We start from the raw sequence: 16818 nt of genomic DNA, 5'->3' as shown, positions 1-16818 counted from the left end.
CGCCACGCCGCCTGTGCCGCGCGCTTGCGGGTATACTCGGCAGCTTTTGAGTGCGAGGACGTGTGCGATGCGCGAGCGACTGCTGGCGGCGGAGAAGGTCAGGGCCATCGACTGGCGGGACGGTACGCTGCACCTGCTCGACCAGCGCCTGCTGCCGTTCGAGGAGCGCTGGCTGGCGTACGACAGCGCCGCCGGCGTCGCCGAGGCGATCCGCTCCATGGTGGTCCGTGGCGCGCCGGCCATCGGCATCAGCGCCGCCTATGGGCTGGTGCTGGGCGCCCGGGCGCGACAGGCCGCCGGCGGCGACTGGCGCAACGACCTGGAGGCGGATTTTCGCCTGCTGGCGGACACCCGGCCCACCGCGGTCAACCTGTGCTGGGCCCTCAACCGCCTGCGCGACCGCCTTGATCGTCTCAAGCCCCACGAGGACCCCCTCGCGGCCCTGGAGGCCGAGGCGGTGTCGATCCACCTCAGCGACCGCGAGGCGAACCTGACCATGGCCCAGCTGGGGGTGGACCTGATCCGCCGCCACCAGGGCAATCCCCAGGCGCTGCTCACCCACTGCAATACCGGCGCCCTGGCCACCGGTGGCTTCGGCACCGCGCTGGGGGTGATCCGCGCCGCCTGGCTGGATGGGCTGGTGGAGCGGGTCTATGCCGACGAGACGCGGCCCTGGCTACAGGGCGCGCGCCTCACCGCCTGGGAGCTGGCGGGCGAGGGCGTGCCGGTCAGCCTCAGCGCCGACGCCGCGGCGGCGCACCTGATGAAGACCGCCGGCATCACCTGGGTGATCGTCGGCGCCGACCGCATCACCGCCAACGGTGACGTGGCCAACAAGATCGGCACCTACCAGCTGGCGGTCAACGCCATGCACCACGGGGTGCGCTTCATGGTGGTGGCGCCCAGCTCCACCATCGACATGGCCCTGGAGAGCGGCGACGAGATTCCCATCGAGGAACGCGACGGCCGCGAGCTGCTGGAGCTGGGTGGCCGGCCGGTGGCCGCCCCGGTGGATGCGGTCAACCCGGTGTTCGACGTGACCCCGGCGGACCTGATCGACGCCATCGTGACGGAGAAGGGCGTGGTGGAGCGTCCGGATACCGCCAAGCTGGCCCAACTGATGTGCCGCAAACGCCTGCACTAGGTTCTCGCGACGCCTCTGCGACCGCCGTGCGAGGCGGTCGCAGACCCTCCAGCGGCGTGCCGCCCTGTGTTACCATCCCGCGCTTACTGCAAGCCCTCGCTGACAACAAGGAACCAGGCTTCCATGGGTGAACTGGCCAAAGAAATCCTCCCGGTCAATATCGAAGACGAGCTGAAGCAGTCCTACCTCGACTACGCCATGAGCGTGATCGTCGGGCGCGCCTTGCCGGATGCCCGCGACGGCCTGAAGCCGGTGCACCGCCGCGTGCTTTATGCGATGAGCGAGTTGGGCAACGACTGGAACAAGCCCTACCTGAAGTCGGCCCGTGTGGTCGGCGACGTGATCGGTAAATACCACCCCCACGGCGATACCGCGGTCTACGACACCATCGTGCGTATGGCGCAGCCGTTCTCCCTGCGCTACATGCTGGTCAACGGCCAGGGCAACTTCGGTTCGGTGGACGGCGACAACGCCGCGGCCATGCGATACACCGAAGTGCGCATGTTCAAGCTGACCCACGAACTGCTGGCGGACCTGGACAAAGAAACCGTCGACTGGGTGCCCAACTACGACGGCTCCCTGCAGATTCCCGCGGTCCTGCCCACCAAGGTGCCCAACCTGCTGGTCAACGGCTCCAGCGGCATCGCCGTGGGCATGGCCACCAACATCCCGCCCCACAACCTGGGCGAGGTGATCGATGGCTGCCTGGCGCTGATCGACGACGCCGACCTCACCGTCGATGACCTGATGAAGTACATCCCCGGCCCGGACTTTCCCACCGCCGGCATCATCAACGGTCGCGCCGGCATCATCGAGGCCTACCGCACCGGTCGCGGCCGCATCTACATCCGTGCGCGGGTGGAGATCGAGGACATCGACAAGGTGGGTGGCCGCCAGCAACTGGTGATCACCGAGCTGCCTTACCAGTTGAACAAGGCGCGGCTGATCGAGAAGATCGCCGAGCTGGTGAAAGAGAAGAAGATCGAAGGCATCACCGAACTGCGCGACGAGTCCGACAAGGACGGCATGCGTGTGGTGATCGAGCTGCGCCGCGGCGAGGTGCCGGAGGTGGTGCTCAACAACCTCTATGCCCAGACCCAGCTGCAGAGCGTGTTCGGCATCAACGTGGTGGCGCTGGTAGACGGCCAGCCGCGCATCCTCAACCTCAAGGACATGCTCGAGGCGTTCATCCGCCACCGCCGCGAGGTGGTGACCCGGCGCACCGTGTACGAGCTGCGCAAGGCCCGCGAGCGCGGCCACGTGCTGGAAGGCCAGGCGGTGGCCCTGTCCAACATCGACCCGGTGATCGCCCTGATCAAGGCCTCGCCGAGCCCCGCCGAGGCCAAGGAACGCCTGATCGCCACGCCCTGGGAATCCAGCGCCGTGGAGCAGATGGTGGAGCGCGCGGGCGCCGATGCCTGCCGCCCGGAAGACCTCGACCCGCAATACGGCCTGCGCGACGGCAAGTATCACCTGTCGCCGGAACAGGCCCAGGCGATCCTCGACCTGCGCCTGCACCGCCTGACCGGCCTGGAGCACGAGAAGCTGCTGGCCGAGTACCAGGAGATCCTCGGCCAGATCGGCGAGCTGATCCGCATCCTCACCAACCCGGCGCGGCTGATGGAAGTCATCCGCGAGGAGCTGGAGAAGGTCAAGGCGGAGTTCGGCGACGCGCGCCGTACCGAGATCGTCGCGTCCCACGTGGACCTGACCATCGCCGACCTGATCACCGAAGAAGACCGCGTGGTGACCATTTCCCACGGCGGCTACGCCAAGTCCCAGCCGCTGGCGTCCTACCAGGCCCAGCGCCGTGGCGGTCGCGGCAAGGCGGCCACCGGAGTGAAGGAAGAGGACTACGTCGAGCACCTGCTGGTGGCTAACAGCCATGCCACGCTGCTGCTGTTTTCCAGCAAGGGCAAGGTGTACTGGCTGAAGACCTACGAGATTCCCGAGGCCTCCCGCACCTCCCGCGGGCGGCCCCTGGTGAACCTGCTGCCCCTGAGCGAGGGCGAGCGCATCACCGCCATGCTGCAGGTGGACCTGGAGGCCGTGCGCCAGCAGGCCCCCGAAGGCGAGGACAGCGACGACATCATCGAAGGCACTCTGGCAGAGCCCGAGGAGCTGGAGGATGTGGCGGAGGACGAGGAGGCCGATGATGGAAGCGCCGACGAGCCCACCGGCGCCTACATCTTCATGGCCACCGCCAACGGCACCGTGAAGAAGACCCCGCTGGTGCAGTTCAGCAAGCCGCGCAGCGTCGGCCTGATCGCTCTGAAGCTGGAGGAGGGCGATACCCTCATCGCCGCGGCCGTCACCGACGGTGCCCAGGACGTGATGATGTTCTCCGACGGCGGCAAGGTGATCCGCTTCAAGGAAAGCAAGGTGCGCATCATGGGCCGCAATGCCCGCGGTGTGCGCGGCATGCGCCTGCCCCAGGGCCAGCGCATCATTTCCATGCTGATCCCCGAGCCCGAGGCGCAGATCCTCACCGCCAGCATCAACGGCTACGGCAAACGCACCGCCATCGGCGAGTTCCCGCGCCGCGGTCGTGGCGGCCAGGGCGTCATCGCCATGGTCAGCAACGAGCGTAACGGCCAGCTGATCGGCGCGATCCAGGTGCAGGACGGCGAGGAGATCATGCTGATCTCCGACCAGGGCACCCTGGTGCGTACCCGGGTCTCCGAGGTGTCGTTCCTCGGCCGGAACACCCAGGGCGTGACCCTGATCAAGCTGGGCAAGGGCGAGAAACTGGTGGGCCTCGAGCGCGTCCAGGAGCCTTCCGTGGAGGAGGAGCTGGAAGAAATCGAGGCGTCGCTGGACGACGAAGTGCTGGACAAGGAATTACCGGTGATCAGCACCGAGCCCGAGGAAGACGAGCTGCTCGGCGGCCTCGGCGACGTGCCGCCGGACGTGGTACCGACCGACGACGAGGAGTGACGGGTCGCCTCACCGTTCCGCGTCGGCGCCCGGACGGCCCGGTGGCGGGACTCGGAGCCCGCTCCCGGCCGGAGCGGGCGATTGGCAGAGGCCGCGCCGGGGGCGCGGCCTGCGAACGTTGAGAGAGAACCCATGAGCAAACGCGCCTTTAACTTCTGCGCCGGTCCCGCCGCCCTCCCGGAGGCCGTCCTCCAGCGCGCCCAGGCGGAACTCCTCGACTGGCAAGGCAAGGGTCTGTCGGTGATGGAGATGAGCCATCGCAGCGACGAGTACGTGGCCATCGCCGAGAAGGCCGAGCAGGACCTGCGCGACCTGATGGCCATCCCGTCCCACTACAAGGTGCTGTTCCTCCAGGGCGGCGCCAGCCAGCAATTCGCGGAAATCCCGCTGAACCTGCTGCCCGAGGGTGGCAGTGCCGACTATATCGAGACCGGCATCTGGTCGAAGAAAAGTGTCGAGGAGGCCCGCCGCTACGGCCAGGTGAACCTGGCGGCCAGCGGCAAGGACAGCGAGTTCCGCGCCATCCCGCCCCAGGACCAGTGGCGCCTGGACCCCAAGGCCGCCTACCTCCACTACGCCTCCAACGAGACCATCGGCGGCGTGCAGTTCGACTGGATTCCCCAGGCCGGCGACGTCCCCCTGGTGGCCGACATGTCCTCGGACATCCTCTCGCGGCCGGTGGACGTGTCGAAGTTCGGCCTGATCTACGCCGGCGCCCAGAAGAACATCGGCCCCTCCGGGCTGGTGGTGGTGATCGTCCGCGAAGACCTGCTGGGCAAGGCCCGCGCGGCCTGCCCGACCATGCTCAACTACAAGATCGCCGCCGACAACGGCTCCATGTACAACACCCCGGCCACCTTCTCCTGGTACCTCTCCGGGCTGGTGTTCGAGTGGCTCAAGGAGCAGGGCGGCGTCGCCGCGATGGAACAGCGCAACCGCGCCAAGAAGGAGCTGCTGTACGGCTACATCGATGGCAGCGGTTTCTACGCCAACCCCATCGCGACCCCGGACCGCTCCTGGATGAACGTGCCGTTCCGCCTGCCCGACGAGCGCCTGGACAAGCCGTTCCTGGTGGGTGCCGAGGCCCGCGGCCTGCTCAACCTCAAGGGCCATCGCTCGGTGGGTGGCATGCGCGCGTCCCTCTACAACGCCGTGGGCCTGGAGGCCGTCGAGGCCCTGGTGGCGTACATGGCGGAGTTCGAGAAGGAGCGCGGCTGATGAGCGACCAGGAACTCAAGGCGCTGCGCCTGCGCATCGACAGCCTGGACGAGAAGATCCTCGACCTGATCAGCGAGCGCGCCAGCTGTGCCAAGGAGGTGGCGCGGGTGAAGATGCTGTCCCTGCCGGAGGGCGAGGAGCCGGTGTTCTACCGGCCCGAGCGGGAGGCCTGGGTGCTCAAGCACATCATGGAGCGCAACCGCGGCCCGCTGGACAACGAGGAAATGGCCCGGCTGTTCCGCGAGATCATGTCCTCCTGCCTGGCCCTGGAGCAGCCCCTCAAGGTGGCCTACCTGGGCCCGGAGGGCACCTTCTCCCAGGCGGCCACCGTCAAGCATTTCGGCCACGCGGTGATCACCGTGCCCATGGCCGCCATCGACGAGGTGTTCCGCGAGGTGGCGTCCGGCGCGGTGAACTTCGGCGTTGTGCCGGTGGAGAACTCCACCGAGGGGGCGATCAATCACACCCTGGACAGCTTCCTCGAGCACGACATGGTGATCTGCGGCGAAGTGGAGCTGCGCATCCACCACCACCTGCTGGTGGGCGAGACCACCAAGACCGACCGCATCACCCGCATCTATTCCCACGCCCAGTCCCTGGCCCAGTGCCGCAAGTGGCTGGACGCCCATTACCCCAATGTCGAGCGGGTGGCGGTGTCCAGCAACGCCGACGCTGCCAAGCGGGTGAAGAGCGAGTGGAATTCCGCGGCCATCGCCGGCGACATGGCAGCCAGGCTCTACGGCCTGAGCAAGCTGCACGAGAAGATTGAGGACCGCCCGGACAACTCCACGCGCTTCCTCATCATCGGCAGCCAGGAAGTGCCGCCCACCGGCGACGACAAGACCTCGGTGATCATTTCCATGCGCAACAAGCCGGGTGCCCTGCACGAGCTGCTGGTACCGTTCCACACCAACGGCATCGACCTGACCCGGATCGAGACCCGGCCGTCCCGCAGCGGCAAGTGGACCTACGTGTTCTTCATCGATTTCATCGGGCACCACCGCGATCCGCTGATCAAGGACGTGCTGGAGAAAATCAACGGCGAGGCCGTGGCGCTCAAGGTGCTGGGCTCCTACCCCAAGGCGGTACTTTAACGGCGGCCGCGGGCTGCCCGCTGCGCACCGCCGGACGGGGCGGGCGGGCAACCACGGCGCCTAGCGTGAGGCGTTCCGATGAGTTGCGATTTCCTCGCCCTGGCCGTGCCAGGCGTACAGAAACTATCCCCCTACGTGCCAGGCAAGCCGGTGGACGAGCTGGCCCGTGAACTGGGTCTGGAGCCGGCGCACATCGTCAAGCTGGCCAGCAACGAGAATCCCCTGGGGCCGAGCCCCCGGGCTCTGCAAGCGATCCGCGCGGAACTGGACGAGCTGACCCGCTACCCGGACGGCAACGGGTTCGAGCTGAAGGCCGCCCTGGCCCGTCGCTGCCAGGCTGCGCCGGATCAGATCACCCTGGGCAACGGTTCCAACGACATCCTCGACCTGGTGGCGCGCGCCTACCTGGCACCCGGCCTGAACGCGGTGTTCAGCCAGTACGCCTTCGCCGTCTATCCCATCGCGGTGCAGGCCGTGGGCGCCGAGGGCCGCGCGGTACCGGCGCGGGACTGGGGCCATGACCTGGACGCGATGCTCGCTGCCATCGACGACGCCACCCGCGTGGTGTTCATCGCCAACCCCAACAACCCCACCGGCACCTGGTTCGGCCCGGATGCCCTGCAGGCGTTCCTCCGACAAGTGCCCGAGCGGGTGCTGGTGGTGCTGGACGAGGCCTACATCGAGTACGCCGAGGGCGATGACCTGCCCGACGGCCTGTCGTACCTGGCCGAGCACCCGAACCTGCTGGTTTCCCGCACTTTTTCCAAGGCCTATGGCCTGGCGGCGCTGCGGGTGGGCTATAGCGTCTGCTCGGCGGAGATCGCCGATGTGCTGAACCGTGTGCGCCAGCCGTTCAACGTCAACAGCCTGGCCCTGGCGGCGGCCTGCGCCGCCCTGGAAGACGAGGACTACCTGGCGCGCAGCCGGCAGGTCAACGATGCCGGCATGGCGCAGCTGGAGGCCGGTTTCGCGGCCCTCGACCTGCGCTGGATTCCCTCCCGCGGCAATTTCATCGCCGTGGAGCTGGACCGGGAGGCCGGCCCGGTGTACCAGGCGCTCCTGGCCGAAGGCGTGATCGTGCGCCCGGTAGGGGGCTATGGGATGCCGCGTCACCTGCGCATCTCCATCGGCCTGCCAGACGAGAATGCCCGTTGCCTGGCCGCACTGGCGAAGGTGCTGGGCCGTGGCTGAGCTGCCGCCGCGCAACATGCCCGGCCTGGGCCGGCTGGTGGTGATCGGCCTGGGCCTGATCGGCGGCTCGTTCGCCAAGGGGTTGCGGGCGAAGGGCCTGTTCCGCGAAGTGGTAGGGGTCGACCTCGATCCGCAGTCCCGGCGCCTGGCCGTGGAGAACGGCGTGGTGGACCGTTGCGAACGCGATCTCGCCGTTGCCTGCCAGGGCGCCGCGGTGATCCAGCTGGCGGTGCCGATCATTGCCATGGAGCGGCTGCTGGCCGACCTGGCGCGGCTCGACCTGGGCCAGGCGGTGCTGACCGACGTCGGCAGCGCCAAGGGCAACGTGGTAGCGGCGGCGCGCCAGGCGTTCGGCGCCGACCTGCCGCGCTTCGTGCCCGGACACCCCATCGCCGGCTCCGAGCGCAGCGGCGTGGAGGCCGCCAATGGCGAGCTGTTCCGTCGGCATAAGGTGATCCTCACCCCCCTGGCGGAAACCGACGCCGAGGCGCTGTCCCGGGTGGATCGCCTGTGGCGCGAGCTGGGGGCGGACGTGGAGCACATGGACGTGACCCATCACGATCAGGTCCTCGCCGCCACCAGTCACTTGCCGCACCTGCTGGCGTTCGGGCTGGTCGACTCGCTGGCCAAGCGCAGCGAGAATCTGGAAATCTTCCGTTATGCGGCCGGCGGCTTCCGCGATTTCACGCGGATCGCCGGCAGTGATCCGGTCATGTGGCACGACATCTTTCTCGCCAACCGCGAGGCCGTGCTGCAGAACCTGGATGCGTTTCGCGACGACCTCGACGCCTTGCGCGCGGCGGTCGACGCAGGGGACGGGCATCACCTGCTGGGCGTCTTCACGCGCGCCCGGGTGGCCCGTGAGCACTTCGGCAAAATTCTGGCCCGCCGGGCCTATGTGGACGCCATGCATACGAACGACCTGATCTACCTGGCCCAACCGGGCGGCCGCCTCTCCGGACGCCTGCGCGTGCCGGGCGACAAATCCATTTCCCACCGCTCGATCATGCTCGGCTCCCTGGCCGAAGGCACCACCGAGGTGGAAGGCTTCCTCGAGGGCGAGGATGCCCTGGCGACCCTGCAGGCGTTTCGCGACATGGGCGTGGTCATCGAGGGCCCGCATCATGGCCGGGTGACCATCCATGGCGTCGGCCTGAAAGGCCTGAAGGCGCCGCCGGGGCCGCTCTACCTGGGCAACTCCGGGACCTCCATGCGGTTGCTGTCGGGCCTGCTGGCCGGGCAGCCCTTCGACACGGTGCTCACCGGCGACGCCTCGCTGTCCCAGCGACCGATGAACCGGGTGGCCAAGCCGCTGCGGGAAATGGGCGCGGTGATCGAGACCGCGGCGGAAGGTCGTCCGCCCCTGACCATCCGTGGCGGCCAGCGCCTGACCGGCATGCACTACGAGATGCCCATGGCCAGCGCCCAGGTGAAGTCCTGCCTGCTGCTGGCCGGCCTCTACGCCGCCGGCGAAACGTCGGTCGCGGAGCCGGCGCCCACCCGCGACCACACCGAACGCATGCTCCAGGGCTTCGGCTACCCGGTGGCGGTGGACGGCAACATCGCCTGCATCGAATCGGGCCATCGCCTGGTGGCGACCCAGATCGAGGTGCCGGCAGACATTTCCTCCGCCGCCTTCTTCATGGTGGCGGCGAGCATCGCCGACGGCTCCGAGCTGCTCCTGGAACATGTGGGTATCAACCCGACCCGGACCGGCATCATCGACATCCTCAAGCTGATGGGCGCCGACATCGCCCTGGAAAATCAGCGCGAGGTAGGCGGCGAGCCGGTGGCGGACATTCGCGTGCGCGCGGCGCGGCTCAAGGGCATCGACATCCCCGAGGACCTGGTGCCCCTGGCGATCGACGAATTCCCGGTGCTGTTCATCGCCGCCGCCTGCGCCGAGGGCCGCACCGTGCTGCGCGGTGCCGAAGAGCTGCGGGTTAAGGAGTCCGACCGCATCCAGGTGATGGCCGACGGCCTCGCCGCCCTGGGCGTGAAGGCCGAGCCGACGCCCGATGGCATCGTCATCGAGGGTGGCGCCTACGGCGGCGGCGAAGTCTACAGCCACGGCGACCACCGCATCGCCATGTCCTTCAGCGTCGCCGCGCTGCGGGCAGGGGCACCCATCCGCATCCACGATTGCGCCAACGTGGCGACCTCCTTCCCGGGCTTCCTCGACCTGGCGGCCCGTGCCGGCATGGGCGTGCGGGAGGAGGGCAAGTGATGGGCGCGCCGGTGATCGCCATCGACGGGCCCAGTGGCTCTGGCAAAGGCACCCTGGCCAGCCTGGTGGCGCGCCGCCTGGGCTGGCACCTGCTGGACTCCGGGGCGCTGTACCGCCTGCTGGCCTTCGCCGCCACCGGTCGTGGCATCGACCTGGACGATGCACCGGCGTTGACCGTGCTCGCCGCCAACCTGGATGTGCGCTTCGAGGGCGAGCTGCGCATCGTCCTGGACGGCGAGGATGTAGGCGCCAGCATCCGCAACGAACAGGTGGGCGCTGGCGCCTCCCGGGTCGCCGTGCTGGCCACGGTGCGCGAGGCCCTGCTGGGCCGCCAGCGGGCGTTCCGCGAGGCGCCTGGGTTGGTGGCCGACGGCCGGGACATGGGCACCGTGGTATTCCCCACAGCGCCGCTGAAAATCTACCTTACCGCCAGCGCCGAGGAACGGGCGCGCCGACGCTACATGCAGTTGAAGGACAAGGTTGAAGGTGTTAGTCTGGCGAGTCTGCTGGATGAGATCCGTGCGCGCGACGAGCGCGACACGCAACGCGCCGTCGCGCCGCTGAAACCGGCGAGCGACGCGATCCAGCTGGATTCCACGGAACTCTCCATCGAGCAGGTCCTGGAACGCATCCTCAGCGAGGCCGCCGCACGCGGCCTGGTCGGGTGACAAGAAGCGCGGGAGACCAGTCCCCGTCCCGCCGCCTCTTTATCTATGAACGAACCCACATTGACTGGAGTGTGGTTTGGGCGGATTAGCCGTCCTTGATCAACAGGAATCGACATGAGCGAAAGCTTTGCAGAACTTTTTGAAGAAAGCCTGAAGTCCCTCGACATGCAGCCGGGCTCCATCATCACCGGCGTCGTGGTCGACATCGACGGTGACTGGGTCACCGTGCATGCTGGCCTGAAATCCGAGGGCGTCATCCCGGTCGAGCAGTTCTACAACGAACAGGGCGAGCTGACCATCAAGGTGGGTGACGAGGTCCACGTCGCGCTGGACGCGGTGGAAGATGGCTTCGGTGAAACCAAGCTGTCCCGCGAGAAAGCCAAGCGCGCCGAGTCCTGGCTGGTTCTGGAAGCTGCGTTCAACGCCGAAGAAGTGGTCAAGGGCGTCATCAACGGCAAGGTCAAGGGCGGTTTCACCGTCGACGTCAACGGCATCCGCGCGTTCCTGCCGGGTTCGCTGGTGGACGTGCGTCCTGTCCGCGACACCACTCACCTCGAAGGCAAAGAGCTCGAGTTCAAGGTCATCAAGCTGGACCAGAAGCGCAACAACGTTGTCGTTTCCCGTCGCAGCGTGCTGGAAGCCGAGAACAGCGCCGAGCGCGAGGCCCTGCTGGAGTCCCTGCAGGAAGGCCAGCAAGTCAAAGGTATCGTCAAGAACCTCACCGACTACGGCGCGTTCGTGGACCTGGGTGGCGTTGATGGCCTGCTGCACATCACCGACATGGCCTGGAAGCGCATCAAGCATCCGTCCGAGATCGTCAACGTGGGTGACGAGATCGACGTCAAGGTCCTCAAGTTCGACCGCGAGCGCAACCGCGTATCGCTGGGCCTGAAGCAACTGGGCGAAGATCCGTGGGTCGCCATCAAGGCGCGCTACCCGGAAGGCACCCGCGTCATGGCTCGCGTCACCAACCTCACCGACTACGGCTGCTTCGCCGAGCTGGAAGAGGGCGTGGAAGGCCTGGTACACGTCTCCGAGATGGACTGGACCAACAAGAACATCCACCCGTCCAAGGTCGTTCAGGTCGGCGACGAAGTGGAAGTTCAGGTTCTGGACATCGACGAAGAGCGTCGTCGTATCTCCCTGGGCATCAAGCAGTGCAAGTCCAACCCGTGGGAAGACTTCTCCAGCCGCTTCAACAAGGGCGACCGCATCTCCGGCACCATCAAGTCGATCACCGATTTCGGTATCTTCATCGGCCTGGAAGGCGGCATCGACGGTCTGGTTCACCTGTCCGACATCTCCTGGAACGAAGCCGGTGAAGAAGCCGTGCGTCGCTTCAAGAAAGGTGACGAGCTGGACACCGTCATCCTGTCGGTCGATCCGGAGCGTGAGCGTATCTCCCTGGGTATCAAGCAGCTGGAAGACGATCCGTTCTCCAACTACGCGTCGCTCAACGAGAAGGGCAGCATCGTTCGCGGTACCGTGAAGGAAGTCGACGCCAAGGGTGCCGTCATCGACCTGGGCAACGATATCGAAGCGACCCTGAAAGCGTCCGAAATCAGCCGCGACCGCGTCGAAGACGCCCGCAACGTGCTGAAGGAAGGCGACGAAGTCGAAGCGAAGATCATCAGCATCGACCGCAAGAGCCGCGTGATCAGCCTGTCCATCAAGTCCAAAGACGTCGAAGACGAGAAGGATGCGATGAAAGAGCTGCGCCACAAGCAAGACACCGAGAACACCGGTCCGACCACCATTGGTGACCTGATCCGTGCTCAGATGGAGAACCAGGGCTAAGTCCCTGTTTCACCAGCGGTAATAAAAAGGGCGACTTCGGTCGCCCTTTTTGTTTTCGTTCTGTTTTACCGGTCGCCGAACGGACTGTTCAAAGCGTATCGGTCATGCTAAAACTCCCGAGGAGCTCATCTAGCCGCTTGAAAAAGAAGGGAAAATGATGACCAAGTCGGAGTTGATCGAACGTATCGTCACTCAGCAGGGCCAGCTTTCATCGAAAGACGTCGAGTTGGCCATCAAGACCATGCTCGAGCAAATGTCGCAAGCGCTCTCCACAGGAGACCGGATCGAGATCCGCGGCTTCGGCAGCTTTTCCCTTCACTACCGGGCACCCCGGGTGGGACGCAATCCGAAGACCGGCGAATCGGTCTGCCTGGATGGCAAGTTCGTACCCCACTTCAAGCCGGGTAAGGAACTGCGAGATCGGGTCAACGACTGACGGCCCGGACGGTATCCCGCTTATTCTTCCCTTCTCTACTCTGCTTCCGTCTCAAGCGCGAGCGAGTATCCGCCACGCGACGCCATGAGAGCGCCGCATCGCATTTCTCCCGATATTCACACGCCCTGGCGGCTGACGCGCAGGCTGTGCAATAGCGCGCCCAGCAGCAACAGGCTGGAGACGGCCCAGAGAATCGCCTGGAGGTTGCTCAGGGTTTCCTCGAACAGCTGCGGGACGATCCCGGCACCGATGAACACCGCCAGCAAGGCGGTTTCCCGACGAGGAACGGCTACTGGGCGGAACAGGTAGAACAGCGCCGGCAGCAGGATCGCCGCGCTCGGGAAGCTGCGGTAGCGGGCGTCGAACACCAGCCCGAGCATCAGAATCGACCCGGCGAAGCCGGCCGCCGACAGCCACCAGCCACCACGGCTTTGCAGCCAGAGGTACCATGCCGCGCGTTTGCCCTGGCGGGCTGACAAGGCCAGCGAGCCGTGGGCCAGGATCACCAGGTTGAGTCCCACCAGGAAGGCCGCCCACGCCCACTCGCCAACGAAACGACTGGTGATGCGTGCCAGCTCGCCCCACAGGCCGATGCAGCCGGCACCCAGTGCAGCCAGCAGCGGCAGCAGGAAGGCGGCGCGGGTGGACGCCGGTCGGCCTGCCAGCACCAGGGCGGCGCCAAACAGCGTCAGCGAAACCCCTAGCCAGACCGGCCAATGGGGCAGGTTGGAGACCGGCCCGGCGAGCACGCCCTTGTCTTGGCGGTCGGCATCGAACAGCCCCCAGTAACCGCCGACGGCCCCTTCGCTCTCCCGTTTCCAGGGCTGGTCGAAGGCCTCGATCAGGTTGTAGCGCCAGCCATTTTGCTCGGCCATGTGCACGAAACCACGGATGAACCGGGCCTCGTTGACCCGGCTGGGCAGGGCGGTTTCCCGCTGGCGACCTTCGCTCGGCCAGCCGGTTTCGCCGATCAGGATGTCCTTGGGCGCGAAGCGGCTGCCGAAGACCTGGCGAATGTCGGCGACGTGGGCCAGTGCCGCGTCGATGCCGGTGGGTTCGTCCTCCCAGTAGGGCAGCAGGTGGATGGTGACGAAGTCGACGGCCGGCGCCACTTCCGGGTGCTTCAGCCAGAACTCCCAGACGTCCGCATAGGTGACGGGCTGCTTCACCTGGGCCTTGACCTGGCCTATCAGCCTCGCCAATTGCGCGCCGGTGACTTCCTTGCGCAGCAGTGTCTCGTTACCGACGATCACCGCCTGGACCACGTCCGGGTAACTGTTGGCCGCCTTGACCAGGGCGTCGATTTCCTTGCCGGTATCCACCGGGTTGGCGTTGACCCAGGCACCCAGCATCAGCTTCAGCCCATGCTTGCGCGCCAGTTCGGGCAGGCCTTCCAGGCCAGTCATCGAATAGGTGCGCAGGCACTCGAAGCGGGTGGCCAGCAGCGCGAAGTCCGCATCCATGCGCTCGGGGCGCAGGGTGAACGGCTTGTCGAAGGGCGACTGGTCCTTGTCGAAAGGGGTGTAGGACGCGCACTGCAGCTTGTGGGTCGGGGTCGCAGCGTCGGGCAGGACCACCGGTTGGCCGAGCCCATACCACAGGCCGGAGAGTGCCAGCAAGGCGAGCAGAACGGCGAGGCAATAGGGCAAAACCGGGAAGCGGGTGGGATGGGTCATGAGGGCTGCGCGGTCGAAGTGGCAAAGCCGCGCATTTTAGCGGAATTCGTAGCCGCTGCGGTGAGCGCTGCAACGGGCCCGGGCAAGCTGGGGAATGAAGGGTGGATCGCGTTGGCGAGCAGGCGGAAAGTGCCATCGAGCACTATCGTTCAAACAACGGGGTGGCATACCTGGCCCCGGTCCGGCGATGAAGGCCAAGGCCTGTAGAAACCCCGCAGGTTACGACTAACGTCGACTGTCTTCCTCGCGGCGTCAGCTTAGAGTGAAACGACCCCCAACCATGCTGTGGAGGACAACAACAATGAACGACAGCATCTACAAGCGGATCGAGCAGAATCCGCGCTTCCAGGAGTTGGTCGCCAAGCGCGAACGCTTCGCCTGGATTCTTTCGGCGATCATGCTCGGGCTGTACCTGGCCTTCATCATATTGATCGCCTTCGAACCCCAGCTCCTGGGCGCTCGCATCAGCCCGGACTCCAGCATCACCTGGGGCATCCCCATCGGGGTCGGCCTGATTCTCTCCGCGTTCGTGCTCACCGGTATCTACGTATACCGGGCCAACGGCGAGTTCGATTCCCTGAACCAGAGCATCCTCGAGGAGGTGCAGCCATGAAAACGCGTCTGCTCAGCGCATTCGCGCTGCTTGGCTTCTCCCCCCTGCTATGGGCCGATGCCCTGACCGGGGATGTGCAGCGCCAGCCGATCAACGTTCCCGCCATCCTGATGTTCATCGCCTTCGTCGGGGCGACCCTGTGCATCACCTACTGGGCATCCAAGCGCAACAATTCGGCATCCGACTACTACGCCGCCGGCGGCCGCATCACCGGGTTCCAGAACGGCCTGGCGATCGCGGGCGACTACATGTCCGCCGCGTCCTTCCTGGGCATTTCCGCGCTGGTGTTCACCTCGGGCTATGACGGGCTCATCTACTCCATCGGTTTCCTGGTGGGCTGGCCAATCATCCTGTTCCTGATCGCCGAGCGGCTGCGCAACCTGGGCAAGTACACCTTCGCCGACGTGGCGTCCTACCGCCTCAAGCAGAAAGAGATTCGCACCCTGTCCGCCTGCGGTTCGCTGGTGGTGGTAGCGTTCTACCTGATCGCGCAGATGGTAGGGGCGGGCAAGCTGATCGAGCTGCTGTTCGGCCTCAACTATCACGTGGCCGTGGTCCTGGTGGGCATCCTGATGGTGCTCTACGTGCTGTTCGGCGGCATGCTGGCCACCACCTGGGTACAGATCATCAAGGCGACCCTGCTGCTGTCGGGCGCGACCTTCATGGCCATCATGGTAATGAAGCACGTCAACTTCGACTTCAGCGCGCTGTTCAGCGAAGCCATCAAGGTGCATCCGAAAGGCGAGGCCATCATGAGCCCTGGGGGCCTGGTGAAGGACCCGGTCTCCGCCATCTCCCTCGGGCTGGCACTGATGTTCGGCACTGCGGGCCTGCCCCACATCCTGATGCGCTTCTTCACCGTCAGCGACGCCAAGGAAGCCCGCAAGAGCGTGTTCTACGCCACCGGGTTCATCGGTTACTTCTACATCCTCACCTTCATCATCGGCTTCGGCGCGATCCTGCTGGTCAGCACCAATCCGGCCTTCAAGGATTCCACCGGCGCCCTGCTGGGCGGTACCAACATGGCCGCGGTGCACCTGGCCAATGCCGTGGGTGGCAGCGTGTTCCTCGGCTTCATCTCCGCGGTGGCCTTCGCCACCATCCTGGCGGTGGTGGCGGGCCTGACTCTCGCCGGTGCCTCCGCCGTCTCCCACGACCTGTACGCCAGCGTGCTGAAGAAGGGCAAGGCCAACGAGAAGGATGAGATCCGCGTCTCGAAGATCACCACGGTGGCCCTGGGCGTCCTGGCCATCGGCCTGGGCATCCTGTTCGAGAAGCAGAACATCGCCTTCATGGTGGGCCTGGCCTTCTCCATCGCGGCCAGCTGCAACTTCCCGGTGCTGTTCCTTTCCATGTACTGGAAGCGCCTGACCACCCGCGGCGCCATGGTGGGTGGCTGGCTGGGCCTGATCACCGCGGTGGTGCTGATGATCATCGGCCCGACCATTTGGGTGCAGATCCTGGGTCACGCCGAGGCGATCTATCCCTACGAGTACCCGGCGCTGTTCTCCATGCTGGTGGCGTTCATCGGGATCTGGTTCTTCTCGGTGACCGATAAATCCCAGGCGGCAGACGAGGAACGTGCGCGTTTCTATCCGCAGTTCGTGCGGTCCCAGACAGGCCTTGGCGCCAGTGGTGCAGTCGCGCACTGAGTGGTGCTTCCAAGAAAAGGCGGCCGCGAGGCCGCCTTTTTTATTGTCCCGTTACACCTCGGGCACACGTCTCGGGACAACTTTGGTGAACTTTCAAGTCTGTGTTTATTTGTGCCGTGGTTCTCCAAGTCAGCTGAATCTTTCTTTCGAGGGGGCAGTCAGAAC

At 66.0% G+C, this 16818-nt stretch carries 12 protein-coding genes; 11 read left to right on the top strand and 1 reads right to left on the bottom strand.

Annotated elements, in window-relative coordinates; translation table 11 throughout:
- The first annotated feature begins 67 nt into the window (after positions 1-67).
- From mtnA to ihfB, 9 genes are all read left to right on the top strand, one after another.
- Positions 68-1144 carry an S-methyl-5-thioribose-1-phosphate isomerase gene (gene mtnA, locus FM069_RS05180; protein WP_143487220.1) on the top strand — a complete coding sequence of 359 codons (1077 nt, stop codon included), beginning with the start codon at positions 68-70 and terminating at the stop codon, positions 1142-1144.
- A gap of 123 nt (positions 1145-1267) precedes the next feature.
- On the top strand, positions 1268-4081 hold the full coding sequence (gyrA, locus tag FM069_RS05175; protein ID WP_143487219.1) for a DNA gyrase subunit A: 2814 nt from the start codon (positions 1268-1270) through the stop codon (positions 4079-4081).
- A 132-nt stretch (positions 4082-4213) separates the two neighbouring features.
- Positions 4214-5299 (top strand): 3-phosphoserine/phosphohydroxythreonine transaminase, encoded by a 1086-nt coding sequence (gene serC, locus FM069_RS05170; protein ID WP_143487218.1) that lies wholly within the window; start codon positions 4214-4216, stop codon positions 5297-5299.
- Entirely contained in the window at positions 5299-6393 is a 1095-nt protein-coding gene (gene pheA, locus FM069_RS05165; protein ID WP_143487217.1) for a prephenate dehydratase, read from the top strand. Before serC ends, pheA begins: the two co-directional genes overlap by 1 nt.
- A gap of 78 nt (positions 6394-6471) precedes the next feature.
- Entirely contained in the window at positions 6472-7584 is a 1113-nt protein-coding gene (hisC, locus tag FM069_RS05160) for a histidinol-phosphate transaminase (RefSeq protein ID WP_143487216.1), read from the top strand.
- 16 nt (positions 7585-7600) lie between these two features.
- Complete coding sequence (locus tag FM069_RS05155; RefSeq protein ID WP_143487412.1) at positions 7601-9811, top strand: bifunctional prephenate dehydrogenase/3-phosphoshikimate 1-carboxyvinyltransferase; 2211 nt, start codon at positions 7601-7603, stop codon at positions 9809-9811.
- Positions 9811-10479 carry a (d)CMP kinase gene (gene cmk / locus FM069_RS05150; protein ID WP_143487215.1) on the top strand — a complete coding sequence of 223 codons (669 nt, stop codon included), beginning with the start codon at positions 9811-9813 and terminating at the stop codon, positions 10477-10479. Before FM069_RS05155 ends, cmk begins: the two co-directional genes overlap by 1 nt.
- A gap of 114 nt (positions 10480-10593) precedes the next feature.
- Positions 10594-12276, top strand: coding sequence for a 30S ribosomal protein S1 (gene rpsA / locus FM069_RS05145; protein WP_143487214.1), 1683 nt, complete (start codon positions 10594-10596; stop codon positions 12274-12276).
- Between the two features lie 157 nt (positions 12277-12433).
- Entirely contained in the window at positions 12434-12712 is a 279-nt protein-coding gene (ihfB, locus tag FM069_RS05140) for an integration host factor subunit beta (RefSeq protein WP_143487411.1), read from the top strand.
- A gap of 116 nt (positions 12713-12828) precedes the next feature.
- Here the strand turns inward: ihfB and FM069_RS05135 are convergent, their stop codons facing one another.
- Positions 12829-14388 carry a glycoside hydrolase family 17 protein gene (locus FM069_RS05135; protein ID WP_143487213.1) on the bottom strand — a complete coding sequence of 520 codons (1560 nt, stop codon included), beginning with the start codon at positions 14386-14388 and terminating at the stop codon, positions 12829-12831.
- A gap of 301 nt (positions 14389-14689) precedes the next feature.
- On the opposite strand from FM069_RS05135, the gene FM069_RS05130 reads away from it, so the two are divergent.
- Positions 14690-15001: a DUF485 domain-containing protein gene (locus FM069_RS05130; protein WP_143487212.1), complete on the top strand. Its 312-nt coding sequence runs from the start codon at positions 14690-14692 to the stop codon at positions 14999-15001.
- Positions 14998-16653, top strand: coding sequence for a cation acetate symporter (locus tag FM069_RS05125; protein ID WP_143487211.1), 1656 nt, complete (start codon positions 14998-15000; stop codon positions 16651-16653). Before FM069_RS05130 ends, FM069_RS05125 begins: the two co-directional genes overlap by 4 nt.
- Positions 16654-16818: the final 165 nt, after the last annotated feature.

The organism is Pseudomonas mangiferae, from assembly GCF_007109405.1.
GTDB lineage: Bacteria > Pseudomonadota > Gammaproteobacteria > Pseudomonadales > Pseudomonadaceae > Pseudomonas_T > Pseudomonas_T mangiferae.
The sequence above is the reverse complement of the archived record's forward strand: the minus strand, read 5'-3'. Positions and strand labels throughout refer to the sequence as shown.

Bases quoted from the DNA above. Each gene is read 5' to 3' on its own strand.
- mtnA (WP_143487220.1), top strand. From the start codon at position 68: ATGCGCGAGCGACTGCTGGCGGCGGAGAAGGTCAGGGCCATCGACTGG.
- gyrA (WP_143487219.1), top strand. From the start codon at position 1,268: ATGGGTGAACTGGCCAAAGAAATCCTCCCGGTCAATATCGAAGACGAG.
- serC (WP_143487218.1), top strand. From the start codon at position 4,214: ATGAGCAAACGCGCCTTTAACTTCTGCGCCGGTCCCGCCGCCCTCCCG.
- pheA (WP_143487217.1), top strand. From the start codon at position 5,299: ATGAGCGACCAGGAACTCAAGGCGCTGCGCCTGCGCATCGACAGCCTG.
- hisC (WP_143487216.1), top strand. From the start codon at position 6,472: ATGAGTTGCGATTTCCTCGCCCTGGCCGTGCCAGGCGTACAGAAACTA.
- FM069_RS05155 (WP_143487412.1), top strand. From the start codon at position 7,601: ATGCCCGGCCTGGGCCGGCTGGTGGTGATCGGCCTGGGCCTGATCGGC.
- cmk (WP_143487215.1), top strand. From the start codon at position 9,811: ATGGGCGCGCCGGTGATCGCCATCGACGGGCCCAGTGGCTCTGGCAAA.
- rpsA (WP_143487214.1), top strand. From the start codon at position 10,594: ATGAGCGAAAGCTTTGCAGAACTTTTTGAAGAAAGCCTGAAGTCCCTC.
- ihfB (WP_143487411.1), top strand. From the start codon at position 12,434: ATGACCAAGTCGGAGTTGATCGAACGTATCGTCACTCAGCAGGGCCAG.
- FM069_RS05135 (WP_143487213.1), bottom strand. From the start codon at position 14,388: ATGACCCATCCCACCCGCTTCCCGGTTTTGCCCTATTGCCTCGCCGTT.
- FM069_RS05130 (WP_143487212.1), top strand. From the start codon at position 14,690: ATGAACGACAGCATCTACAAGCGGATCGAGCAGAATCCGCGCTTCCAG.
- FM069_RS05125 (WP_143487211.1), top strand. From the start codon at position 14,998: ATGAAAACGCGTCTGCTCAGCGCATTCGCGCTGCTTGGCTTCTCCCCC.